Origin of the sequence: Caballeronia hypogeia, assembly GCF_001544875.2 — a bacterium.
GTDB lineage: Bacteria > Pseudomonadota > Gammaproteobacteria > Burkholderiales > Burkholderiaceae > Caballeronia > Caballeronia hypogeia.
Genome location: NZ_FCOA02000041.1, coordinates 1 through 21,938 on the forward strand (window position 1 = coordinate 1; position 21,938 = coordinate 21,938).

20 protein-coding genes and 1 riboswitch are annotated in these 21,938 nt (G+C 65.5%); of the genes, 12 read left to right on the top strand and 8 right to left on the bottom strand.

From position 1 onward, the window contains the following. Nucleotides 1–661 precede the first annotated feature (661 nt). The 6 genes from AWB79_RS34075 to fliF form a co-directional block, all read right to left on the bottom strand. Nucleotides 662–2,029: a flagellar hook-length control protein FliK gene (locus AWB79_RS34075; protein ID WP_061171865.1), complete on the bottom strand. Its 1,368-nt coding sequence runs from the start codon at nucleotides 2,027–2,029 to the stop codon at nucleotides 662–664. Nucleotides 2,030–2,065: 36 nt separating this feature from the next. After that, the gene (fliJ, locus tag AWB79_RS34080; protein ID WP_061171866.1) at nucleotides 2,066–2,515 is read right to left on the bottom strand and encodes a flagellar export protein FliJ; all 450 of its coding nucleotides are present in this window, start codon (nucleotides 2,513–2,515) and stop codon (nucleotides 2,066–2,068) included. 73 nt (nucleotides 2,516–2,588) lie between these two features. After that, nucleotides 2,589–4,115: a flagellar protein export ATPase FliI gene (gene fliI, locus AWB79_RS34085; protein ID WP_061171867.1), complete on the bottom strand. Its 1,527-nt coding sequence runs from the start codon at nucleotides 4,113–4,115 to the stop codon at nucleotides 2,589–2,591. Next, nucleotides 4,109–4,783 (bottom strand): flagellar assembly protein FliH, encoded by a 675-nt coding sequence (gene fliH, locus AWB79_RS34090; RefSeq protein WP_061171868.1) that lies wholly within the window; start codon nucleotides 4,781–4,783, stop codon nucleotides 4,109–4,111. The genes fliI and fliH overlap by 7 nt, the downstream gene beginning before the upstream one ends. Then, nucleotides 4,776–5,771, bottom strand: coding sequence for a flagellar motor switch protein FliG (gene fliG, locus AWB79_RS34095; protein ID WP_061171869.1), 996 nt, complete (start codon nucleotides 5,769–5,771; stop codon nucleotides 4,776–4,778). The genes fliH and fliG overlap by 8 nt, the downstream gene beginning before the upstream one ends. Beyond that, complete coding sequence (fliF, locus tag AWB79_RS34100) at nucleotides 5,761–7,548, bottom strand: flagellar basal-body MS-ring/collar protein FliF (RefSeq protein ID WP_061171870.1); 1,788 nt, start codon at nucleotides 7,546–7,548, stop codon at nucleotides 5,761–5,763. The genes fliG and fliF overlap by 11 nt, the downstream gene beginning before the upstream one ends. A 273-nt stretch (nucleotides 7,549–7,821) precedes the next feature. Here fliF and fliE point away from each other — a divergent pair, with 273 nt between their 5' ends. The 5 genes from fliE to AWB79_RS34125 all read left to right on the top strand — a co-directional run bounded on the left by fliE (nucleotide 7,822) and on the right by AWB79_RS34125 (nucleotide 10,943). Further along, complete coding sequence (gene fliE / locus AWB79_RS34105) at nucleotides 7,822–8,190, top strand: flagellar hook-basal body complex protein FliE (RefSeq protein ID WP_061171871.1); 369 nt, start codon at nucleotides 7,822–7,824, stop codon at nucleotides 8,188–8,190. A gap of 250 nt (nucleotides 8,191–8,440) precedes the next feature. Beyond that, complete coding sequence (gene fliS / locus AWB79_RS34110) at nucleotides 8,441–8,860, top strand: flagellar export chaperone FliS (RefSeq protein ID WP_061171872.1); 420 nt, start codon at nucleotides 8,441–8,443, stop codon at nucleotides 8,858–8,860. A gap of 29 nt (nucleotides 8,861–8,889) precedes the next feature. Further along, nucleotides 8,890–9,219, top strand: coding sequence for a flagellar protein FliT (locus AWB79_RS34115; RefSeq protein WP_061171914.1), 330 nt, complete (start codon nucleotides 8,890–8,892; stop codon nucleotides 9,217–9,219). Between the two features lie 78 nt (nucleotides 9,220–9,297). Then, the gene (gene fliK, locus AWB79_RS34120; RefSeq protein WP_061171915.1) at nucleotides 9,298–10,641 is read left to right on the top strand and encodes a flagellar hook-length control protein FliK; all 1,344 of its coding nucleotides are present in this window, start codon (nucleotides 9,298–9,300) and stop codon (nucleotides 10,639–10,641) included. Next, on the top strand, nucleotides 10,638–10,943 hold the full coding sequence (locus AWB79_RS34125) for an EscU/YscU/HrcU family type III secretion system export apparatus switch protein (RefSeq protein ID WP_061171873.1): 306 nt from the start codon (nucleotides 10,638–10,640) through the stop codon (nucleotides 10,941–10,943). The genes fliK and AWB79_RS34125 overlap by 4 nt, the downstream gene beginning before the upstream one ends. Nucleotides 10,944–10,953: 10 nt before the next feature. On the opposite strand, the gene AWB79_RS34130 is transcribed toward AWB79_RS34125, so the two are convergent. Beyond that, entirely contained in the window at nucleotides 10,954–12,648 is a 1,695-nt protein-coding gene (locus tag AWB79_RS34130) for an isovaleryl-CoA dehydrogenase (RefSeq protein WP_061171874.1), read from the bottom strand. Between the two features lie 313 nt (nucleotides 12,649–12,961). On the opposite strand from AWB79_RS34130, the gene AWB79_RS34135 reads away from it, so the two are divergent. Further along, nucleotides 12,962–14,671 carry an OmpA family protein gene (locus AWB79_RS34135; protein ID WP_063963612.1) on the top strand — a complete coding sequence of 570 codons (1,710 nt, stop codon included), beginning with the start codon at nucleotides 12,962–12,964 and terminating at the stop codon, nucleotides 14,669–14,671. Between the two features lie 74 nt (nucleotides 14,672–14,745). Here AWB79_RS34135 and AWB79_RS34140 read toward each other — a convergent pair whose 3' ends face one another. Then, on the bottom strand, nucleotides 14,746–15,672 hold the full coding sequence (locus tag AWB79_RS34140) for a LysR family transcriptional regulator (RefSeq protein ID WP_061171876.1): 927 nt from the start codon (nucleotides 15,670–15,672) through the stop codon (nucleotides 14,746–14,748). Between the two features lie 131 nt (nucleotides 15,673–15,803). Between AWB79_RS34140 and AWB79_RS34145 the strand changes: the two genes are divergently transcribed. The 6 genes from AWB79_RS34145 to AWB79_RS34170 all read left to right on the top strand — a co-directional run bounded on the left by AWB79_RS34145 (nucleotide 15,804) and on the right by AWB79_RS34170 (nucleotide 21,934). Next, on the top strand, nucleotides 15,804–16,262 hold the full coding sequence (locus AWB79_RS34145) for a CidA/LrgA family protein (protein ID WP_061171877.1): 459 nt from the start codon (nucleotides 15,804–15,806) through the stop codon (nucleotides 16,260–16,262). Between the two features lie 8 nt (nucleotides 16,263–16,270). Beyond that, nucleotides 16,271–16,993 (top strand): LrgB family protein, encoded by a 723-nt coding sequence (locus tag AWB79_RS34150; RefSeq protein ID WP_061171878.1) that lies wholly within the window; start codon nucleotides 16,271–16,273, stop codon nucleotides 16,991–16,993. Nucleotides 16,994–17,084: 91 nt separating this feature from the next. Then, a riboswitch (S-adenosyl-L-homocysteine riboswitch) is annotated at nucleotides 17,085–17,221 on the top strand. A 32-nt stretch (nucleotides 17,222–17,253) separates the two neighbouring features. Beyond that, complete coding sequence (ahcY, locus tag AWB79_RS34155; protein ID WP_061171879.1) at nucleotides 17,254–18,675, top strand: adenosylhomocysteinase; 1,422 nt, start codon at nucleotides 17,254–17,256, stop codon at nucleotides 18,673–18,675. 78 nt (nucleotides 18,676–18,753) lie between these two features. Further along, nucleotides 18,754–19,107: a phage holin family protein gene (locus tag AWB79_RS34160; RefSeq protein WP_061171880.1), complete on the top strand. Its 354-nt coding sequence runs from the start codon at nucleotides 18,754–18,756 to the stop codon at nucleotides 19,105–19,107. Between the two features lie 32 nt (nucleotides 19,108–19,139). Beyond that, the gene (gene metF, locus AWB79_RS34165; RefSeq protein ID WP_061171916.1) at nucleotides 19,140–19,979 is read left to right on the top strand and encodes a methylenetetrahydrofolate reductase [NAD(P)H]; all 840 of its coding nucleotides are present in this window, start codon (nucleotides 19,140–19,142) and stop codon (nucleotides 19,977–19,979) included. Nucleotides 19,980–20,299: 320 nt separating this feature from the next. Next, the gene (locus tag AWB79_RS34170; RefSeq protein ID WP_061171881.1) at nucleotides 20,300–21,934 is read left to right on the top strand and encodes an ABC transporter substrate-binding protein; all 1,635 of its coding nucleotides are present in this window, start codon (nucleotides 20,300–20,302) and stop codon (nucleotides 21,932–21,934) included. Nucleotides 21,935–21,938: the final 4 nt, after the last annotated feature.

The following is a 21,938-nucleotide window of genomic DNA, read 5'->3' on the forward strand; positions in this document are numbered from 1 at the left end:
CTGTTGATACTGAGTTCTTTCGTGCATCGCAACACCTTATACGAAACAGGTGTTGCACTTCAGATTTGAGGCCGCCCACCAAAGAAAGCAGCTTTCTAGACCCGGAGTGCTCCAAACGGGCTCGTAGTCCTCGTTCTGATTGGCCCGGCCTCTCAGTGTCTCCCTCGAAGGTCTGACGCAAAGTGGATCGCGCACGGTCTGACGAGCTAGAACGTCAAAGTGGCTGGTTCAGCACGAAAGAGCACCGGCACAGCGCTACGCGCTGCCGCTGGGTCTGCAAGGGAAACCGTCGGTGAGCAAATGCCGCGCGATGGCGGCGTGAGTAAGAAGCGCGCGCGGACCCGATGGACCCGTCGGCGGCGCGAAGCGCGGTGCCGGAGCTTGCAGGCGCTGCACCAGTCAGTTAAACGGCGCGATGTGGCAGTGGGTCCGCGATCCAAGCCCGGTGGGGCCTATGAGGGCGACACTTAGGCGAGGGCCACGGGGAAAGAATAAGCGTGGCCAAATTGCGTGTGACCGCGGGCCTGAAAAGCTGCTTTCTTTGGTGACTTTCTTTGCAGCCGCAAAGAAAGTTACCCCCGCCCCGGGGAGGGGCAGTGCTAATAGACCGACACGAATTCAGGATTTCACGAAATCGAAGGCAAAAGCAAAAGCAAAACCATCAAGCAAAAGTATCGACGAGCCCCACCGTGCGCCGCACGGCCACATTCACACTGGAAGCGACGACATCGTCCCCGCCACCCGCAACTCCGGCAATCCCGCGCGACGAACCCGAACCACCCGACGAGCGACCATCCCCCTGCTGCTGCGACTGCCGCGCAAAGGCGGAGCCATCCGAAACCGAAGCGCTCCCGAGGCTAATCCCATTCGCCTCCATGGCCTCCCGCAGCTTCGGCATGGCGGCCTCGACCGCCTCGCGCACCTGCTGATGCTGCGACACGAACAGCGCATGCGCATGGCTCTCCGAAACCTGCAGCGTCACCTGCAACGGCCCCAGATCCTTCGGATTCAAAGTCAGCTCGGCGCTCTGCTGGTCTCCCTTGGAAAGGAACACTACCTTCTGGCTGAACGCGTCATCCCAGCCCGATGACCCCACATGCGGCGCGATCGCCGCGCTCGTCGCCGATGCCATCGCGCCCTGCGGACTCGACACCGCCGAATTCGCCGACGCCGCCACCGCGTGCGCGGCCGCATCGGCTGCCTGCTTGTACGCGGCGCTCGCCGCATCCGCCGGCGTCGCGGCCGCGGCCTGGGCGTTCGCGAGCGCGGACACATCGGCGGCCTTGTCATCGACCTTCGCGTTCGCCGCGAGTCCGATCAGGCCCGCGCCCTTTGAGCCCTTGGCCGACAAGTCGCCCTGATCCTCGCCTTTCGCGCCCTCACGCGCCGTCGCCACCGCGCCGTTCGCCGCCGCGTTCGCGGGCATCGCCTGGGGCTGAGCGTTGTTCATCGCCGCGAGCGCGGCCTGAAGCGCGTCCTGCGGCGATTTCGCATCGCCGCTCTTGTGCGTTTCGCCGGTCGATTTGTCCTCGTCGGTCGATGCGCTCGTCGTGATGGCCGCGGCCGCGTCGCTCAGATCGGCGAGCGTGGCGTCGGCATCGTCGGCGTCGGAAGAAGCGTTCGCCGCATCCGCGCGCGCCTTCGCCTTCGCCTGCGCCGCCGCATCCGACGACGAAGCCCCCGACGCCTGCGTCGAAGCCTTCGGCGCATCCGCCGTATCGGCCTTGCCCGCATGCTTGGAGGCCGCGTCCGTCCGATCGGACTTCGAGGCCGCCTGCGCATCCGATGCGTCGTCGCTCTTCTGTGCCGCCGCCGACGCGCTGTCGTCCGGCTTCGGCGCGTCATGCACGCTCGTCTTGTCGCCGGAACCCGCCAGTGCCTTCGCGGCCTGCGCGTCGGCGTTGGCGCGGTCGGTGATGCTCTGCAGCGTCATGCCGAACGACGCGCCCGCACTCGCCGCGCGCGATGCGGCGGACTTGCCCGAGGACGTGGCGCCGCTCAGCGCGCCGAGAAGGGAAACGGAGGACATACGCGTTCTCTGGAATGCAATAAAGGAAAAATGGACTTAAGCCCGCTCGGCGCGCATGCGCAGCACCTTCGCCGCATGCTCGTCGGCTTCGCGCTGCTCGACGCGCGCCGCCTTTTTCGCGAGCAGCGCCTCGCCGCGCGCGGCCAGCACTTCATAGCTGCCCAGCTTCTGCTTCTTCAGACGCCAGTCGGGTTTGGCCGCCTCGATGCGCTGATCGGCCATCAGGAGCGCCGTGCGCTGCTGTGAAATCGCCGTGTCGAGCGTGTCGACGAAAGCCTGGAAATTGCGCAGCGTCTGCGCCGTGGTGCCTTCCTGCGCCGACGCCGTGAACCGCGCGTGATATTCGTCGCGGTAGGTGATGAGCGAGTTCAGCTGCGTTTCGATCTCGTTGCGCTCCTGCTGGAGCTTGCCGAGGCGCTTGGTGGCGGCGTCGAGTTCCTCTTCGGCGAGTTCGATGAGCGTGTTGATCGGCAGATTCTTGGACATGGCGTGACGGTCCCGTATGGTCTTTTGGCGTTCTTCTGATGAATGCTCGAATGCTTCGGATACTAGTCGAAAACTATTCGAACAGCTGATTCAACATCGCGATGCTCGGCTCGAACGGCGCCTCTTCGCGGAATCCTTGCTGCAAAAACGACTCCATGCGCGGATACATAGCGATCGCGCGGTCGAGCAACTGGTCGCGGCCGCTCGAATACGCGCCCACGTTGATCAGGTCCTTGTTGCGCTGGTAGCGCGAGAGCATCTGCTTGAACAGGCGCACGCGCTCCAGATGCTTGTCGTCGATGATCGAGGTCATCACGCGGCTGATCGATTGTTCGATGTCGATGGCCGGATAGTGCCCCGCCTCCGCCAGCGACCGGTTCAGCACGATGTGGCCGTCGAGAATCGCGCGCGCCGAGTCGGCGATCGGGTCCTGCTGGTCGTCGCCCTCGGTCAGCACGGTGTAGAACGCGGTGATAGAACCGCCGCCTTCCGGGCCGTTGCCGGTGCGCTCGACAAGCGCCGGCAGCTTCGCGAACACCGAAGGCGGATAGCCTTTGGTCGCGGGCGGCTCGCCGATCGCCAGCGCGATCTCGCGCTGGGCCATCGCGTAACGCGTCAGCGAATCCATCAGCATCAGCACGTGCTTGCCCTGGTCGCGGAAATATTCGGCGAGCGAGGTCGTGTACGCGGCGGCCTGCATGCGCAGCACGGGCGAAACATCGGCGGGCGCGGCCACGACGACCGAACGCGCGAGACCGTCCTCGCCCAGAATCTGCTCGATGAATTCCTTCACTTCGCGGCCGCGCTCGCCGATCAGCCCGATCACGATCACTTCCGCGCTCGTGTACCGCGCCATCGTGCCCAGCAACACCGATTTACCGACGCCCGAGCCCGCGAACAGGCCCATGCGCTGGCCGCGCCCGACCGTCAGCAGCGAATTGATCGCGCGCACGCCGACGTCGAGCACCTTGTGGATCGGCTCGCGGTTCAGCGGGTTGATGACCGGCGCGGACAACGGCGCATCGACTTTCGCGCCGAGCGGCCCGAGCCCGTCGAGCGGACGGCCCGACGCATCGACCACGCGGCCGAGCATTTCCCAGCCGACCGGCAGACGTTTCGCGCCCGCCATCGGATCGTTGATCGGCGCGCTTTCGAGCGGAAAGACGCGCGCACCGGGCAGGAGACCACCCGTTTCGGTCGTCGGCATCAGGAACAGCTTGTCGCCCGAGAAGCCGACGACTTCGGCTTCGGCGGTCGGAATCGCGCTGCCCGGCGGCAGCTCGATCATGCATTCGGAGCCGACGCCCATCTTCAGGCCGACCGCTTCCAGCACCAGGCCGGCCGCGCGCGTCAGACGCCCGCACGGACGCAGCGGCTTGGCGATCGCGTTGCGCGACTTGAGCGCGTCGAGCTTGTCGCGCCACGAGTCGATATGCGGATTGCCGGCGATATCGGCCAGTCCGGCGATGGTGCGCGCGGCGAAATCATCCGCCGATGCGTCGTCGGCCGCTTCGTCCGCCGCGAGCGGTCCGAACGATGCGCGCGCGAGTTCCTGCTCCAGCGCCGAGAAGCCATCCTGCGTAATGTGCTGATTCACCACGGCTTGTTTCTCCCCATCGCGGCCACCACGCGCTCCCAGCGCGAAACATTGGTCGCGTCGATTTCGCCGGTCGCCGCGTGCGCCTTGCAGCCGCCACGCTCGACGACCGGGTCCGGGCGCACGGTCCAGCCGGCGCCTTCGAGTTCTTCCTTCAGATAGGCATCGACGATCGGCATGTCCGCCGGATTCACGATCAGCGTCGGCGCGCCGGAAAGCTCCGGTTCGGCGGCGATCACTTCACGCGCGACGGCGACGAGCGCCGTCGGATCGAGCGCGAGATGCTGACGCACGACCTGCTGCGCGATATCGACCGCCAGCTCCGCGAGCGATTCCGCGATGGCGGCATCGGCGGCGGCGAGCGCGGTCTTGAACGAATCGGCGATTTGCGCGAGCAGCGCGGCCTGCGCGAGCGCGTCCTTGCGGCCGTCCTCGAAACCCTTCGTCTGGCCTTGCTCGTACCCAGCCTGATAGCCGAGCGCCTGGCCCGCGACATGACCCTTCGCGAGACCTTGCTGATACGCGTCGTCCTCGACGCGGCGCAAGTGTGCTTCGAGCGCGGCCTGTTCCGCCGCGCTGTTGTCCACTTCGACCGTGACGGGATCGAACGACGCCATCTCCCAGCGCTGATACGCCGAGACCGGAGCCTTCTGCGCGTGAGCGTCAGACATACGCATCCTCCGCCTTGCCGCCTAGCTGGATCTGACCGTTTTCCGCGAGATTGCGCACGATCTGCAGGATCTTGCGCTGCTGCTGCTCGACTTCCGACACGCGCACCGGACCGCGCGAATCGAGGTCTTCCGCGAGCAGTTCGGCCGCGCGCTGCGACATGTTCGACAGGAACTTCTGGCGCAGCGCCGGCTGCGCGCCCTTGAGCGACACGATCAGCGTTTCCGATTCCACTTCCTTCAACAGCAACTGGATCGCGCGGTCTTCCAGGTCGAGCAGGTTCTCGAACACGAACATCTGGTCGATGATCTTCTGCGCGAGCTCGGCGTCGTATTCGCGCACGTTCGCGATCACGCCTTCCTCGTGGTTGCTCGACATGAAGTTGAGAATCTCCGCCGCCGTGCGGATGCCGCCCATCGGCGCGCGCTTCAGGTTGTCGCTGCCGGAAAGGAGCGTCGTGAGCACGTCGTCGAGTTCGCGCAGCGCGGCGGGCTGAATGCCGTCGAGCGTCGCGATGCGCAGGAGCACATCGTTGCGCAGGCGATCCGGCAGCAGCGACACGATTTCCGACGCCTGATCGCGGTCGAGGTGCACCAGAATCGTCGCGATGATCTGCGGATGCTCGTTCTTGATGAGTTCCGCGACCGCGCCCGAGTCCATCCACTTCAGGCCTTCGATGCCGCTCGTATCGCTGCCCTGCAGGATACGGTCGATCAGCGCGCCGGCCTTGGTTTCGCCCAGCGCCTTGGTCAGCACCGAGCGGATGTACTCGCTCGAATCGAGCGACAGCGCCGTGTGCTGCTCGGCTTCGGAGACGAATTCGGTCAGCACGTTGTCGAGCTGCTCGCGCGTCACGTTTTTCAGCGCCGCCATGGTCGCGCCGATCTTCTGCACCTCGCGCGGAGCGAGATACTTGAATACTTCGGCGGCTTCTTCCTCACCGATTGACATCAGGAGGAGAGCGGCTTTGTTCAGGCCTTCAGCGTTCATCGGACACCCAGTTCTTTACGACCGTCGCCACGATGCGCGCATCCTGACGCGCCACCATGCGCGCGTAGTCCAGATTGCGATCGAACTTGGCCTTCTTGCTTTCATGACCGAGGAGACTCACCTCGGCATCCTTGTCTTCGTCATTCGTCTTCTCGCCGTTTGCGCCCATGGACGGGCCGTCGAGCAGCGAGAGTTCATCCGGGGCGCCGAGCGTCGGCGCGGCTTCGGGCGGCGGCGGGAAGGCGCGCTTCATCGCCGGCTTCACCATGCTGAAGTACAGGAACAGCGCCACGATGCCGATGCCCACGTACTTCGCCGCCTGGATGCCCCACGCGATCATCTGCGGGGTGCGCCACCACGGGGCTTCGGGCGTCACGTTCAGGTCGGCGGAGAACGCGCTGTTCACCACGTTCACCGAGTCGCCGCGCTTCTCGTCGAAGCCCATCGCGTCCTTCACGAGCTGCTGGACCTGCGCGAGCTTGTCGGCGGCGAGCGGCGTCATCGTGACGTTGCCCTTCGCATCGACCTTCTTCTCGTAGTTGACGACCACCGCCACCGAGAGGCGCTTGATGCCGCCCGTGGCCTGCTCGTAGTGGCGCACGGTGCGGTCCACTTCGTAGTTCGTCGTGGTGTCCTTGCGCTGGTTCTGCGGACCGGTTTTCGCGCTCGCGCCTGCTGCGCCCGACGCGGCTGCATCGACCGGCGCGGAAGCCGGCTGCGGCGGCTGGTTCGACAGCGCGCCCGGCACGCCGCCGACGCTCGCGCCACCCGTCTCGCTGGATTCGCTCGACTGCTGGCTGCGGATCGCCGTGCTCTGCGGGTTGCCGTTCGGGCCGTAGCTTTCGGCGGTCTGCTCCAGCTTCGAAAAGTCGATGTCGGCGCTCACCTGCGAACGCGCATTGCCGGCGCCGAACAACGGAGCCAGGATCGCGTCGATGCGCTTTTGCGTGTTGTGCTCGATCTGCTGCACATATTTCAGTTGCGACGCGTCGAGACCGTTCGCGGCGCTCTGGCTGGTGAGCAGATTGCCGTCCTGATCGACGATATTGACGTTCTTTACCGGCATGTCCGCCACGCCCGACGCGACCATGTGCGCGATCGCGACCACCTGGCCTTCGTCGAGCACGCGGCCGGGATACAGATTGACCATCACGGAGGCGGTCGGCAGTTCCTTGTCGCGCACGAACACGGAGGGCTTCGGAATCGCCAGATGCACGCGCGCCGACTTCACGGAAGAAATCGAGCCGATGGTGCGCTCCAGTTCGCCTTCCAGCGCGCGCTGATAGTTCACTTGCTCGGCGAACTGGCTGATGCCGAACTTCTGGTTGTCCATCAGCTCGAAGCCGACCGAGCCGGCTTTCGGCAGACCCTGGCTCGCGAGACGCAGGCGCGTTTCGTGAACCTGCTCTGCCGGCACGAGAATCGCGCCGCCGCCATCGGACAGCTTGTAGGGAATGTTGCCCTGCTGGAGCGCGGCAACGATTGCGCCGCCGTCCCGATCGGAGAGATTGGAGAACAGCACGCGGTAATCCGGCTGACGCGACCACATGACGAGGCCCGCGACCACCATCACCAGAATCGCGGCAGCCACGATCAGCGGCACGCGCGGATTCGAGCGGAACTGGTTGAGCATGGGCACGCGTTGCGCAAAGCCGCCGAAGTCGGCGCCGCCGGCGAGGCCCGCGCCTGCCGAAGCCGTACCGGCCGCGCCCGGTTGCGCGCCCGCCAGGCCCATTCTGGCGTCGGGCGAGATCAGTGAGTTGTTGGGCGTTTCCATTTAGCGTCGAAGCTCCGAATCTTGTCGTCTTCCTCCCGCCGCTTTCCGCTTTCATGTAAGCGGCGGTGGAGGACTTTTCACGATGGGGATTATCCGCAGAAGATTGCAAGTCGATTCGGTGAATAGAGCGGGGTTTTCCCCGTTCTTCCGGTGCTTTGAAAATCCGCCCGCTGCTAATCTTTTTCGTACTCGGCGAACCTCCGCGAGATGCGGCCCGAGCATCAGGCCACCGCCACCAGCGGCACTGGCTTTTCACTGTCACCCGGAGTCAACATGAACTTTCCGATCAATCCGCTTTCCGCCGCTCTCTCGGCCATTCAGTCGATGGCCTCGCAGGCCGCCGGCGGCGCCAGCGCCGCCTCGACCGTTGCGTCGGGCGCCGTCACGGGGCAGAGCGGGACGTCGGGCGCGGCCAGCGTGGGCAGTTTCGCCGACGCGCTGAAATCGTCGATCGACAAGATCAGCGACAACCAGAACAAGGCGATGGGCGAGGCGCACGCGTTCGAGATCGGCGCGCCGAACGTGTCGCTCAACGACGTGATGGTGGACATGCAGAAGGCGAACGTCGGCATGCAGTTCGGCTTGCAGGTGCGCAACAAGCTCGTCTCGGCCTACAACGACATCATGCAGATTTCCGTCTGACGCCCGGACGCCTGTCTCGAACCCGTTTCTTTTGCCCGTTGCGACGGCTCTAGAGCCTTGAGTCCTAAAGCTTTGCCGCGTTTCTCCGATAACCCCGGTAACAGCACGGCGAACGACGGTTCGTCCGCCACGGCGGACGGCGCGCTCGCCCGCACCGGTTTTACCGGACTCACACCGGACCAGGACGACAGGCGCCGGCGCCCGCAGGAAGCCCGCGGACGTCGCGCCATCGCATAAGGAGAAGCGAAAGATGTATTCCCCAGGACACGCCGGAGCCAGCGCCTACGCACGCGTGGGTGTGCAGACAGGGGTGATGGGCGCGAGCCCGCACCGCCTGATCGTGATGCTCTACCAGGGCGCTCGTCAGGCGATCGCGCAGGCGCGCATGCATCTGCAGCAGCACAACATCGGCGCGCGCGGCGCGGCGGTCGGCAAGGCGATCAGCATCATCGAGAGCGGGCTGCAGCAGGCGCTGAACAAGGAAGCGGGCGGTGAAATCGCGGAGCGTCTGGACGCGCTCTATACGTATATGTCGCGCCGGCTGCTCGAGGCGAATCTGAAGCAGGACGAGACGATGCTCGTCGAGGTCGACAACCTGCTCGCGACGCTCGAGGAAGCCTGGGTCGGAATTGGACCGGAAGTGGCGCAAATGACCGCAGCGCCCGTTTGACGGGCAAGCGCGTCGACTGCCTCAAGAGAATGAAGACGACACAAGAATATTTCGCCCACTACGAAGCCATTGCGGCCGTTTCGGGTCAGATGCTGGTCGCCGCTCGCGGTGGCGAGTGGAGCGAATTGAAGGCGTTGCAAGGCACTTACCGCGAGCTGATCGAGCAGTTGAAGGAAGCGGATTCCGGCTCGGAACTCGACGAAAGCGCCCGGGCGCGCAAGCTGGACCTCGTGAAGAAGATTCTCGCCGACGACGCCGCGATCCGCGACCTGACGTCGCCGAGTCTCGCGCGCCTGTCAGCGCTCTTCTCGGTGAACAACCCGGCGCGCGTATTGAAAAAGATGATCGGACTGCGCTAGGCGTTCGATCGCGCGCACGAGCCGGCGTCGCGGGCAGTTTTGCCCGGAGCCGGCCGTCGCGCATTTTGGGAAGTGGGCATGACAGGACTCGACACCGCGATCGCAACGCTGCTCGCCAGCCGCACCGAGCTCCTCATGTCCGCGATTCGCGCGCCGAACGGCGTGAGCGGCAGCGGCGTCACCGGCGCGAGCGTCGGGCAGACCACGACGCAGACTGATATGTCGCAGAGCGTCGGCACGCCGGCGGGCGCGAACGCCCCGGCGGCATCGGCGCAAACGGCGCTGTCCAGCGTCGCGCGCACGCTCGACGTGATCTCGCGCTTCGGCGGCGCTGCGCCCGCGCTGACCGCCGACGCCCCGTTGTGGCCGACGCCGCCGCGTCCCGCGAGCGCCTACGCCGCGCTCACGACTGGCCTGTTCGATACCGCTTTTTCCGCCAACGCCGCCGCGGTCGCGGCCGCTCGCGCCGCGACCCAGAATTTGCCGCCGCTGCCCACCGCCGCGCTCGCGGCCGAGCTGGCGAAAACCGTCGGCGAAAGCGGACTCTTCTACGAATCGCATCTCATGCAGTGGCTCGCGGGCCAGCGCAGCGCCGAATCGCTCGCCAACGAGCCGCAGGCGCGCGTCGATGCGCGCGCGCAGTCGCTGCCGCTCGATTTCGCCCACGGCGCCGCGCCTGGCGACACCGGGCTGGACGACGCCCGCGCGCCGCAGTTCACCGCGCAACTCGCGCCGGATCTGCCCGATCTGCACACGCCTGCACGCGTCGTCGTCGAGCCGCCGCAGACGCCGCAGCAGGCGGCCGCGCTCGCCGCTTCGGTGCGCGACGCGCCGGCCGCCGCGCTGTCGCACTCGCAGGGCGCGGGCAGCGCGGCGGCGCAAAACGCGCAGAGCGCCCAGCCGAGCCAGCACGAGTCGGCGGTGCAGGCGTCGATCGCGGCGGGAATCCATCCGGCGACGCTCGGCGTGGTGCGCCAGCAACTCGACGCGCTCGCCAACCAGCAGTTCCGCTGGCAGGGCGAAGCGTGGCCCGGCACGCGTTTCGAATGGGAGATCGCCCGCGAACCGCGCGATCCCCGCGGCGGCGCCGATCCCGACGACGAACGCGCGTGGCGTACGCGCGTGACCCTGTCGCTGCCGGCGCTCGGCACCGTCGACGCCGAACTGGTCCTGACCGGCGAAAAGCTCGTCGCGCGCATCAAGTCGAGCGACGCAGGCGCGAGCCGCCTCGCCGCCGATGGCGCCGCGTTCGCGCGCCAGCTCGAAGCGGCGGGCATCGCGCTGGCGTCGCTGTCCGTGCGCTCGATGGACGGCAGCACCGATCTCGCGCTGTCCGGCGACAAGCGCGCCACGAAAAAGAAGGTGCGCTCGCCGCTCGAGCACCTGTTCCGCAATCCGCACGGCGGGGAGGAAGACGCATGAGCTCGCCGCTCTACACCCGCAAGCAGGCCACCGCGCTTGCCTACGAGGCGGGCAACCGCGACGCGACGCCGCGCGTTGTCGCGAAGGGTTACGGCATGGTCGCGGAGATGATCGTGCAGCGCGCGAAGGAAGCGGGCCTGTACGTGCACGAATCGCCGGAAATGGTGTCGCTGCTGATGCAGGTCGACCTCGATGCGCACGTTCCGCCCGCGCTGTATCAGGCCGTGGCGGAACTGCTCGCGTGGGTTTACCGGCTGGAAAACGAGGAACCGATGCGCGAGGCCAGCCGGGCGTTGCGCTGAAAGCGCCCGGTCATGCCGCGAACGCCCGCGTCACGATCGCCGCGTGATCGAAGCGTGCCGGCAGCGTGCCGTATATGCGTCCGGTGTCGCCGCGCGCCTCGCCCAGCCGCGTATCGATGAACGCGTCAGCCACTTCCCGCGGCGCATGCCGCGCCATCAGCACGCCCTGCGCGCACAGCACCAGTTGCTGAGCGATGCGTCGCGCCGACGCCTCGCGTGCGGCCGGATCGCCCGTCAACATGCCGATGAGCGCCGACAAGGCTCCCGCGAGCGCCGGATGCGCGCCTCCCGTCGTCTTCCAGTCGTCGAGCAGCGCATGCGCGGCGTCCTGTTCACGCTCGAACGCGCGCAGCACGTCGAGGCACATGACGTTGCCCGAGCCTTCCCAGATCGAATTGACCGGCGCCTCGCGATAGAAACGCGCCATCGGTCCGGTTTCGACATAGCCGTTGCCACCCCAGACTTCCATCGCCTCGCCGGTGAATTCGAGTGCGCGCTTGCACACCCAGAATTTCGCGGCGGGCGTCACGATGCGCCGCCACGCGCGCGCCTGCGGCGATCCGCCCGGCGCGGCGCTTTCCTCGAACGCGCCCGCGAGCCGCATGAACAGGAGCGCCGCCGCCTCGGATTCGAGCGCGAGATCGGCGAGCACGTTGCGCATCAGCGGCTGATCGACGAGCCGCGCGCCGAACACGCTGCGATGCCGCGCGTGGTGGATCGCCTGAACGAGCGCCGCGCGCATCAGCGCCGCGCTGCCGATCACGCAGTCGAGCCGCGTGAAATTCGCCATCTCGATGATGGTCGGCACGCCGCGCCCCTCGTCGCCGATCATGACGCCGTATGCATCGAGAAATTCCACTTCGCTGCTCGCGTTCGAGCGGTTGCCGAGCTTGTCCTTCAGGCGCTGTACCTGGACCGCGTTCTTGCGCCCGTCGGACGTGAAGCGCGGCACGTAGAAGCACGACAGCCCGCCTTCCTCTGCGGTGCGCGCGAGCACGAGATGCGCGTCGCATTGCGGCGCGGAGAAAAACCATTTGTGACCGACCAGCCGATAGGCGCCGCCGCGTCCCGGCGCACCCAGCGCGTGTGCGCGCGTGCGGTTGCTGCGCACGTCCGAGCCGCCCTGTTTTTCGGTCATGCCCATGCCGATCAGCATCGAGTGCTTGCCCGCCTCGAGCGGAATGTCGCGCGCATCGTGCTCGCGCGACAACAGCGGATGTGCGATCCGCGCGAACAGATCCGGCTCCTGGCGCAAGACCGGAATGCTCGCGAAGGTCATCGTGACCGGACACAGCGATCCCGATTCGAGCTGCGCGTGCAGATAGTAGCCGGCGCAGCGCGCGGCCATCGAACCGGCGCGCGCCTGCGGCTCGAACGGCATCGCATGCAGCCCTTCGTGCCGCAGACGGCGCAGCAATTCATGCCAGGCCGGATGAAACTCCAGCGCGTCGATACGCTCGCCGCGCGGGCTGTGCGTCGCGAGTACGGGTTCGTGCCGGTTGGCGAGATCCGCCAGCGCGACGGCCTCCGGCTGCGTGAGCGCGATGCCGTCGCGCGAGAGCGTGTCCGCGTGCCATTGGGCGCCTTCCCGGGCGAGCGCCGCGGACAGCGCCGCGTCGAACGCGAAGGAATCGTAGCCGACCAGCGGCGGCGCCTGATTCGTCACTTCGTGGGTCTTCCCGAACGGGCGATCGGACGCTGACATCGTCGGTCTCCTTGCTCGCGCGGCGCTCTCGCGCCTGGCCGGATCATGGACTGTCGGGCGCGCGCAACAGCCGTTCGGCCATGCGGTCGCCATCTCGAATTTAAGCATCATAGGCCGCGCGTTTGCCAGGCGTGCAGAGGCGTCGTTCTTTTCGGAATCGCCTGCAATTTTCTGATGCGCGCTCCTAAGCCATTGATGCCTGAGAAAAATCCGATTGTTCGCTGCGCCCGGATGACCGACAGGAGGCCGAACCTATAATCGGCTCGCCCTATTCGGGGCGGACGCAATGACGCCTCTCACGGAAGTATTCTCAATGAGCATCAATCTCAATCAACTCGTACAGGGCGCACTGACTGAAAGCGTCCTGGAGCACATCGCCGGGCGCATTGGTTGCGCGCCTGAATCGGCCAGACGCGTGGTCTCGTTGTGCGGACCTGCGCTGATCGGCGCAATGATGAACAAGGCGTCGTCGCTCGAAGGCGCGCGTCAACTGTTCGCGAGCATCATGTCGCCGGCGACGAACGCAAAGATCGCGGAGGAGCTGCCGCACTTCGTCGTGCGCGACGACGAGTTCAAATCGCTCGTCGAGTCCGGCGCGAAAGTCGATCACACGATCACGTCGCGCGACAGCCTCAATCTGCTTGCCGAGCGCATCGCCGAATACACGGGCGTCGCGGCGAGCGCCACACGCACGCTGACCGGGGTCGTCGCTGCGACGCTCTTCGGCCTGCTCAAGCGTCATTTCTCGCAGCACAACGGCCATTCGGGTCAGCTTCCCACGCTGCTCGGGCATCAGTTGCCGGTCGTGCGCGCCAACATGACGGACGCGTTCGCGCGGGCGCTCGGTCTCGGCGCGGTCGGCTCGTTCGTCGCGGGTGTCGCGTCGCGGCTGAAGGCGGTATCGGCGCATCTCGAACATCCGGCCACGCACGAGGCGGCTGAATTCCCGCTGCATCCGGAAACGTCGGTCGCCGCTGAGCCGCCCGTGGCCGAAAACGCATGCCGCAAGAAGTGGTGGTGGATCGCGCTCGCCGCCGCGCTGGCGCTGCTCGCGGTTCTGCTCGGCCGTGGCTGCTCGACCGAAAAGTCGAAGCCGGTAAGCGCCCCGGCGGCGGCGCCCGACAGCGCTTCCGGCGCAGTGTCGGCAACGGCGCCGGCGGCGGAAAGCGCGTTGGATACGCGCGCGGCATCGGCGGCGTATGCCGGGTCGGCGGCATCCTTCACGTCCTGGGGCGCGGCGGCCAATCCGGCCTCGGCACCCGACGCGCAGCCGGGCAAGAATTCGACGATGTCCTTCACCGTCGACACCGCCGGCGTGCCCCGGCTTAGCGCCACGGTCAACAGCGAGCAGGAGAAACAGCGCCTGATCGACGCACTCACCGCGAAATTCGGCGCGGACAAGTTCGATGCGAACATTACAGTCGATCCGGACACCAAGCCCGCCGCGTGGCTCGCCAAGCTCGACGGACTGCTGCCGGTGATCGCGCTGCCCGGCGCGCAGGCGCGCATCGAGGGCGAGAACATCGATCTGGGCGGTAGCGCCACGGACGCGAAGCTCGGCTGGCTCGACCGCCTGCGCGCGTACTTCGGTGACGGATGGACCATCGGCGCGACGGCTGCGCCCGCGTCGGACGCCGGGAACGCCAACGCCGTCGCCTGCGACAACGCGGTGAGCAACCTCAGCGCCCATCCGATCACGTTCGGTTTCGCATCGGACTCGCTGCCGGGCCCTGCGCTCGACCAGCTTGCGCAAGCCGCGAAGTCACTGAAGGATTGCCACGCTGCGGGCAAGGCGGTAAAGCTGCAAATCGGCGGCTTTACGGACAGCAGCGGCGACCCGGGCGTGAACATCGAACTGTCGCAAAAGCGCGCGCAAGCCGTGCGTACGTATCTGATCCGTCACGGCGTCCCGGCGAATACGCTGACCGCCGAAGGTTTCGGCGACGCGCATCCGGTGGCCGACAACGCCACCGCTGCGGGCCGCGCGGCGAACCGGCGGATCGAGTTCAAGGAACTGAGCTGACCGGCCCGGTAGTCTGAACTCGCATGCGCGCCGGCCCGCTTATCGCGGGCCGGCGCGTTTTCATCGGGCCGATGTCATCGCGTGCGTGGAAAGCCATCGGACATAAAATCCTGTTCGAGGTCGCCGGGCAGCATCTCGCGCGCGACTTCGATCCACGCGCGCGCCGCGTGCGACAGATAGCCGTTGCGCCGCCAGCCGAGCGCCATATCCCAGTGAATTTCCGGCGCGACCACAGGGCGGCAGGTGAACGCGTTTGCATCGAGACGGCGGCAGTACGGCGCAGGCAGCAGCGCAATGCCGATGCCCGCCTGCACCAGCGCCGCCATGAAATCCCAGTGCCCGCTGCGCCCGACGATCGTCGGCGAGAAGCCCGCTGTGCGGCACGCGTTCAATACGACATCGTTGAGCGCGAGGCTCTCGCCGTAAAACACGAACGGTTCGGCGGCGAGATCCGTCAGCGCGACCTCGCGCGCCTCGTCCCAGCGCGAGCCCTTCGGCGCGACGAGCCACAGAATCTGCCGGCTGACGGGGAGGACGTCGAAAGTCTCGGTATCGATGGGAAGCAGCACGCCGCCCAGCTCCAGCTCGCCGTCAATGAGCGCCGCCTCGATCGCCTTCGAGCCGCGCTCGAACAGCTTCAGCTCGACCTTCGGATAGCGCCGCCGGAAAGCCGCGATGGCGGGCGTGAAGAGCGAGCCGCCCATCGGCGGAATGCCGATCGTCAGCGTGCCGCGTCCGAAGGTGCCGAGATCGTTGAGCTCGGCCTCCAGCCGCGCGTGCGCCGCGAGCACCTCGACGCCGCGTTGCCAGACGATCTGCCCGGCATCCGTCAGCACCATCTGGCGGCCCTCGCGCAATAACAGCGGCGAGCCGACCTCGTCCTCCAGCGCCTTCACCATTTTGCTGATGGTCGGCTGAGTCACGAACATGTGCTCGGCGGCGGCAGTGAAGCTCTTTTGCTTCACGACCTCGATGAAGTACCGCAAGGCGCGCAATTCCATCGTCGGCTCCGAAATTCCGGATTGGAATGATTTGGATAAGGTTAAGTCATTTTTATTATGCTAGGTGTGCCCATATACTCGTTCTACGGGATAACCCTAATCATTCTTGTTCAACCGCCCACGAGTTCGCCATGTCCGCCGCCCTTTCGACCGAAACACAGTCCGCCGCCGCCCTTGCCGCCATCGGCCGATTCACGCGTGTCGTGCTGCAATCCGGCGTGCTCGCGGCAATCTGGGTCGCGGCGGATTTCGTGGCGCGCAATCTGGCGCTGCCGGTGCCGGGCGGTGTGATCGGCCTGGTCGCATTGCTCGCGCTTCTGTTCTGCGGCGGCATCGCGCCGCGCTGGGTCAAGGCGGGCGCGGACTGGCTGCTCTCGGACATGCTGCTGTTCTTCATTCCCGCGGCGGTGGCGGCGGTTCAGTACGGCGGCCTGTTCATGGAGGACGGCTGGCGGCTCGCGCTCGTGGTCGTCGCGGGCACGCTGATGGTGATGGTGGCGGTCGCGTTCGCCGTCGATCGCGCCGCGCGCCTCGAGCGCCGTCTCGCGCTGCGCCGTGCGCTCGTCGCGCGCCACGCGGTGCGCGCCTGAGAGCCGGCATGGAACGTTTCTACGCCTCGCTTTTCGCCGACGACGCCGCGCGCCTGATCGCCGCTGGCTGCTTCGTGCTGACCGTCGCGCTCTATTTCGCGGCCAAGGCGCTCTACGCGCGCTTCAAGTCACCGTGGCTCACGCCGCTCCTGGCCGTGCCGGCGGTGCTCGCGCTCATCGTGGTGATCGCGCGCATTCCGTACCCCGTCTATTTCGCCGACACGCGCTGGCTGATGTGGCTTCTCGGCCCGGCGACGGTCGCATTCGCGGTGCCGATCTACGAATACCGCGCGCTCATCAAGCGGCACTGGATCTCGCTTACCGTCGGCGTGACGGTGGGCATTCTGGTGGCGGTGGGCGGATCGCTCGCGCTCGCGAAGCTGCTGCATCTGTCGCCGGAACTGCAACGCAGCTTAGCGACGCGATCCGTCTCCACGCCGTTCGCGCTCGCGGTCTCGGACAAGATCCACGCGCCGAAGGACCTCACCGCGCTCTTCGTGATCGCGACGGGCGTGTGCGGCATGCTGTTCGGCGAGATCGTGCTGGCGCTCGTGCCGCTGCGCACGCGGCTCGCGCGCGGCGCGCTGTTCGGCGCGGCGGCGCATGGCGTGGGCACGGCGAAGGCGCGCGAACTTGGCAGCGAAGAGGGCGTCGTCGCCAGTCTCACGATGATGATCGCGGGTGTCGCGATGGTGCTGCTCGCGCCCGTGCTGTCCGCGTTGCCTTTCTGATTGCTTGCGCCGCGCGCGAGCGCCCCGGAAAGCCCGTTCGCGCGTCTCGAAAACGCGTTGGCCAAACGAGACTTTGCTACAATCGGCGTTCGCTTCCGAGGAGCGTTGCGACGGGTGAACATCATGATTCGCCCGCCAGGCTCGGAAGCCTTCAATCCGGACGGTTCGAAAGCGCCATGCAGTCAAGGCGCCCGCTGAGCCACCGCATTCGAACGGCGCTCACGTCAACATTTCTAGTCTTTTTAGAAAAGGAGGGCGTGATGAACGCCGCAGTTCTCAATTCCAAAGATTCCAAGGATTACGTCGTCGCCGACATGTCGCTGGCCGCATGGGGCCGCAAGGAACTCGACATCGCCGAAACGGAAATGCCGGGTCTCATCCAGACGCGCGAAGAGTACAAGGCGCAGCAGCCGCTGAAGGGCGCGCGCGTTGCCGGTTCGCTGCACATGACGATCCAGACGGGCGTGCTGATCGAAACGCTCACCGCGCTGGGCGCGGACGTGCGCTGGGCGTCTTGCAACATCTTCTCGACGCAGGATCACGCCGCCGCCGCGATCGCCGCGGGCGGCACGCCGGTGTTCGCGTTCAAGGGCGAATCGCTCGACGAATACTGGGAGTTCTCGCACCGCATTTTCGAATGGCCGAACGGCGAATTCGCCAACATGATCCTCGACGACGGCGGTGACGCAACGCTGCTGCTCATCCTCGGCTCGAAGGCTGAAAAGGACCGCTCGGTCATCGCCAAGCCGACGAACGAGGAAGAAGTCGCGCTGTACAAGTCGATCGCGAAACACCTCGACGCCGATCCGGTGTGGTACTCCACGCGCCTTTCGCACATTCAGGGCGTGACGGAAGAAACGACCACGGGCGTGCATCGCCTGTATCAGATGGAGAAGGAAGGGCGTCTGCCGTTCCCGGCCATCAACGTGAACGATTCGGTCACGAAGTCGAAATTCGACAACCTGTACGGCTGCCGTGAATCGCTGGTCGATGGCATCAAGCGCGCGACCGATGTGATGATCGCCGGCAAGATCGCGGTCGTGGCCGGTTACGGCGACGTGGGCAAGGGCTGCGCGCAATCGCTGCGCGGTCTGGGCGCGACCGTGTGGGTCACGGAAATCGATCCGATCTGCGCGCTGCAGGCGGCGATGGAAGGCTACCGCGTCGTGACGATGGAATACGCCGCCGACAAGGCCGACATCTTCGTGACGGCAACGGGCAATTACCACGTCATCAACCACGACCACATGAAGGCGATGCGCAACAACGCGATCGTCTGCAACATCGGCCACTTCGATTCGGAAATCGATATCGCGTCGACGCGCCAGTACACGTGGGACAACATCAAGCCGCAAGTCGATCACATCGTGTTCCCGGACGGCAAGAAGATCATCATCCTGGCCGAAGGCCGTCTGGTGAACCTCGGCTGCGCGACGGGCCATCCGTCGTTCGTCATGTCGAACTCGTTCACGAATCAGACGCTCGCGCAGATCGAACTGTTCACGCAAGGCAAGAAGTACGAGAACAAGGTCTACGTGCTGCCGAAGCATCTGGATGAAAAGGTCGCGCGTCTGCACCTCGGCCGCATCGGCGCGGAACTGACCGTGCTGTCGGATGAGCAGGCCGGCTATATCGGCGTCGACAAGAACGGCCCGTTCAAGCCGAACCACTACCGCTATTAATTGCGAGCGGCGGCAGTACCCAGCGCGGGCGTGAACACCACGTCCGCGCGATTCAATGCATCAACCGGAGATTCCTCGATGACCGTGCTGCTGACATGGCTGATCAATGCGCTCGCGCTTCTGATCATCACGTATCTGGTGCCGTCGATTCACATCCGCAGTTTCGGCACGGCGCTCATCATCGCGATCGTGCTGGGGCTCATCAACGCGATCATCAGACCCGTTCTCATCATCCTCACGCTGCCGGTGACGGTCCTCACGCTCGGGCTGTTCATCCTCGTCGTGAATGCCCTGTGCTTCTGGCTGGCCTCGTCGCTGCTGAAGGGCTTCGAAGTATCGGGCTTCTGGTCCGCGTTCTTCGGCTCGATTCTCTACAGCATCGTGTCGTGGCTGTTGTCGGCGCTGGTGTTCGGGAATCGCAATTTCGGTTGATGCGCGGGCGCTGCCGCCCGTCCAAAAACATCATGAAACCGATCGAACTCTCATTCGAGTTTTTCCCGCCGAAGACGCAGGAAGGCGTGGACAAGCTCCGCGCTTCCCGCGCCGAGCTGAAGAAGCTCAAGCCGAAGTTTGTCTCCGTGACCTTCGGCGCCGGCGGTTCCACGCAGCAAGGCACGCTCGACACCGTGCTCGAAATGGCTTCGGAAGGCTTCGAGGCCGCGCCGCATCTGTCGTGCATCGGGTCGTCGAAGGAGAATCTGCGGGCGATTCTCTTGAACTATCGCGAGCACGGCATTCGCCATATCGTCGCGCTGCGCGGCGATCTGCCCTCGGGCATGGGCGAAGTCGGCGAGTTGCGCTATGCCTCCGAGCTCGTGGCGTTCATCCGCCAGGAGCACGGCGACTGGTTCAAGATCGAAGTGGCCGGTTATCCGGAGTTCCATCCGCAGTCGAAGTCGCCGAAAGCCGATCTCGACAACTTCGCGCGCAAGGTGAAGGCGGGCGCGAATTCCGCGATCACGCAGTACTTCTTCAACGCCGACTCGTACTTCAAGTTTGTCGAGGAAGCGCGCAAGCTGGGCGTGGACGTGCCGATTGTGCCGGGCATCATGCCGATCACGAACTTCTCGCAACTGATGCGCTTCTCCGACATGTGCGGCGCGGAAGTACCGAAGTGGGTCGCGCGCCGGCTGGAGAGCTACGGCGACGACCGCGAGTCGATCCGCGCGTTCGGCCTCGACGTGGTGACGGGTCTGTGCCGCCGTCTCATCGACGAAGGCGCACCGGGCCTGCACTTCTACACGCTCAACGGCGCGGCCGCGTCGAAGACGATTTGCGAGCGTCTCGGCTTCAAAAGCGCCTGATTGCATCAATGTTTTATCCGCGCGGCGCTCGCCGCGCGGTTCTTTTCTCTTCCCCCGTGTTTGCCACTTTTTAGTGCCGGCTCGCGCTCGCGCGCGCAACATTTCGTCATCCGGTCTATTACTTGTGCACATGGCCGATAACCTACCCTTATCGGAGCGCTATCGACGGCAAACTCTAGTGGGGAAAACCAACTACGCATGTCACTTTTGTTCGTGCTACGGTAGCGCCCGACTTCGCGTTCGCAACCCGAAACCGGAGCGATGCGATCAAGTACACTCGCGCTACACCGGCCAGAAGCCGGTATCGACTTGGAGGAAACATGAACAAAAACAGCCTGTTGCGAGCCGTCCGCACATCGGCGCTCGCAGGCGCACTGACCACAGCGGCGCTTTTTGCGGCGAGCACCGCGAATGCCGCCGGGATCCCGAACAAGACGCTCGTCTACTGCTCGGAAGGCAGCCCGGCGGGCTTCGATCCGGCGCAATACACGACCGGCACCGATTTCACCGCCAACACCTTCACCGTCTACAACCGTCTCGTCGAATTCGAGCGCGGCGGCACGAAGGTCGAGCCTGGTCTCGCCGAAAAGTGGGATGTGTCGCCGGATGGTCTGACCTACACGTTCCATCTGCGTCATGGCGTGAAGTTCCAGACGACGTCGTTCTTCAAGCCCACGCGCGAATTCAACGCGGATGACGTGATCTTCACGTTCAACCGCATGCTCGATCCGAACGCTCCGTTCCGCAAGGCCTACAACGTGCAGTTTCCGTACTTCACGGACCTCGGCATGGACAAGCTGATCTCGAAGATCGAGAAGGTGGATCCGTACACCGTGAAGTTCACGCTGAAGGAAGTGAGCGCCCCGTTCATCCAGAACATGGCGATGGAATACGCGTCGATCCTGTCCGCCGAATACGCGGACAAGCTGATGAAGGACGGCAAGGCCGCCGACATCAACCAGCAGCCGGTCGGCACGGGCCCGTTCATCTTCCGCAGCTACACGAAGGACGCGACCATCCGCTTCGACGGCAATCCGGATTACTGGAAGCCGGGCGCGGTGCAGATCTCGAAGCTGATCTTCTCGATCACGCCGGACGCGGCCGTGCGCGTGCAGAAGCTGAAGAACAACGAATGCCAGGTGATGAGCTATCCGCGTCCGGGCGACATCGCGGCGCTGAAGTCGGCGTCGAACATCGATACGCCGTCGCAGGCGGGCTTCAACGAAGGCTATGTCGCGTATAACGTGACCAAGAAGGGCCTCGACAACACCGACGTGCGTCGCGCGCTCGACATGGCGATCAACAAGAAGGCGATCATCGAATCCGTGTATCAGGGCGCGGGTCAGCCGGCCACCGCACCGATGCCGCCGACGCAATGGTCTTACGACAAGAACCTGAAGGGTCAGCCGTACGACACCGCGAAGGCGAAGGAACTGCTGAAGAAGGCAGGCTTTCCGGACGGCTTCGAGCTCACGCTGTGGGCCATGCCCGTGCAGCGCGCCTACAACCCGAACGCGCGCCTGATGGCGGAAATGATCCAGGCCGACTGGGCCAAGATCGGCGTGAAGGCGAAGATCGTCTCGTACGAGTGGGGCGAGTATCTGAAGCGCGCGCACGCGGGCGAGCATGATGCGCTGCTGATCGGCTGGACCGGCGACAACGGCGATCCCGACAACTGGCTCGGCACGCTGCTCGGCTGCGACGCGGTGAAGGGCAGCAACTTCTCGAAGTGGTGCTACAAGCCATTCGACGATCTCGTCGTGAAGGGCCGTTCGACGACCGATATCGCCGCGCGCACCAAGGCGTACACCGACGCGCAGGAGATCTTCGGCCAGCAACTGCCGTTCTCCCCGATCGCCCACTCGACGGTGTATCAGCCGGTGAGCAAGAAGGTGACGAACATGAAGATCGAGCCGCTCGGCTACGCGCGCTTCGATGGCGTCGGCATGCAATAAGGTT

Bases quoted from the DNA above. Each gene is read 5' to 3' on its own strand.
- fliS (WP_061171872.1), top strand. From the start codon at position 8,441: ATGTATTCCCCAGGACACGCCGGAGCCAGCGCCTACGCACGCGTGGGT.
- AWB79_RS34150 (WP_061171878.1), top strand. From the start codon at position 16,271: ATGGAACGTTTCTACGCCTCGCTTTTCGCCGACGACGCCGCGCGCCTG.
- AWB79_RS34075 (WP_061171865.1), bottom strand. From the start codon at position 2,029: ATGTCCTCCGTTTCCCTTCTCGGCGCGCTGAGCGGCGCCACGTCCTCG.
- metF (WP_061171916.1), top strand. From the start codon at position 19,140: ATGAAACCGATCGAACTCTCATTCGAGTTTTTCCCGCCGAAGACGCAG.
- AWB79_RS34135 (WP_063963612.1), top strand. From the start codon at position 12,962: ATGAGCATCAATCTCAATCAACTCGTACAGGGCGCACTGACTGAAAGC.
- ahcY (WP_061171879.1), top strand. From the start codon at position 17,254: ATGAACGCCGCAGTTCTCAATTCCAAAGATTCCAAGGATTACGTCGTC.
- AWB79_RS34160 (WP_061171880.1), top strand. From the start codon at position 18,754: ATGACCGTGCTGCTGACATGGCTGATCAATGCGCTCGCGCTTCTGATC.
- AWB79_RS34115 (WP_061171914.1), top strand. From the start codon at position 8,890: ATGAAGACGACACAAGAATATTTCGCCCACTACGAAGCCATTGCGGCC.
- fliH (WP_061171868.1), bottom strand. From the start codon at position 4,783: ATGTCTGACGCTCACGCGCAGAAGGCTCCGGTCTCGGCGTATCAGCGC.
- fliG (WP_061171869.1), bottom strand. From the start codon at position 5,771: ATGAACGCTGAAGGCCTGAACAAAGCCGCTCTCCTCCTGATGTCAATC.
- fliE (WP_061171871.1), top strand. From the start codon at position 7,822: ATGAACTTTCCGATCAATCCGCTTTCCGCCGCTCTCTCGGCCATTCAG.
- fliK (WP_061171915.1), top strand. From the start codon at position 9,298: ATGACAGGACTCGACACCGCGATCGCAACGCTGCTCGCCAGCCGCACC.
- fliF (WP_061171870.1), bottom strand. From the start codon at position 7,548: ATGGAAACGCCCAACAACTCACTGATCTCGCCCGACGCCAGAATGGGC.
- AWB79_RS34125 (WP_061171873.1), top strand. From the start codon at position 10,638: ATGAGCTCGCCGCTCTACACCCGCAAGCAGGCCACCGCGCTTGCCTAC.
- AWB79_RS34130 (WP_061171874.1), bottom strand. From the start codon at position 12,648: ATGTCAGCGTCCGATCGCCCGTTCGGGAAGACCCACGAAGTGACGAAT.
- AWB79_RS34170 (WP_061171881.1), top strand. From the start codon at position 20,300: ATGAACAAAAACAGCCTGTTGCGAGCCGTCCGCACATCGGCGCTCGCA.
- fliJ (WP_061171866.1), bottom strand. From the start codon at position 2,515: ATGTCCAAGAATCTGCCGATCAACACGCTCATCGAACTCGCCGAAGAG.
- AWB79_RS34145 (WP_061171877.1), top strand. From the start codon at position 15,804: ATGTCCGCCGCCCTTTCGACCGAAACACAGTCCGCCGCCGCCCTTGCC.
- AWB79_RS34140 (WP_061171876.1), bottom strand. From the start codon at position 15,672: ATGGAATTGCGCGCCTTGCGGTACTTCATCGAGGTCGTGAAGCAAAAG.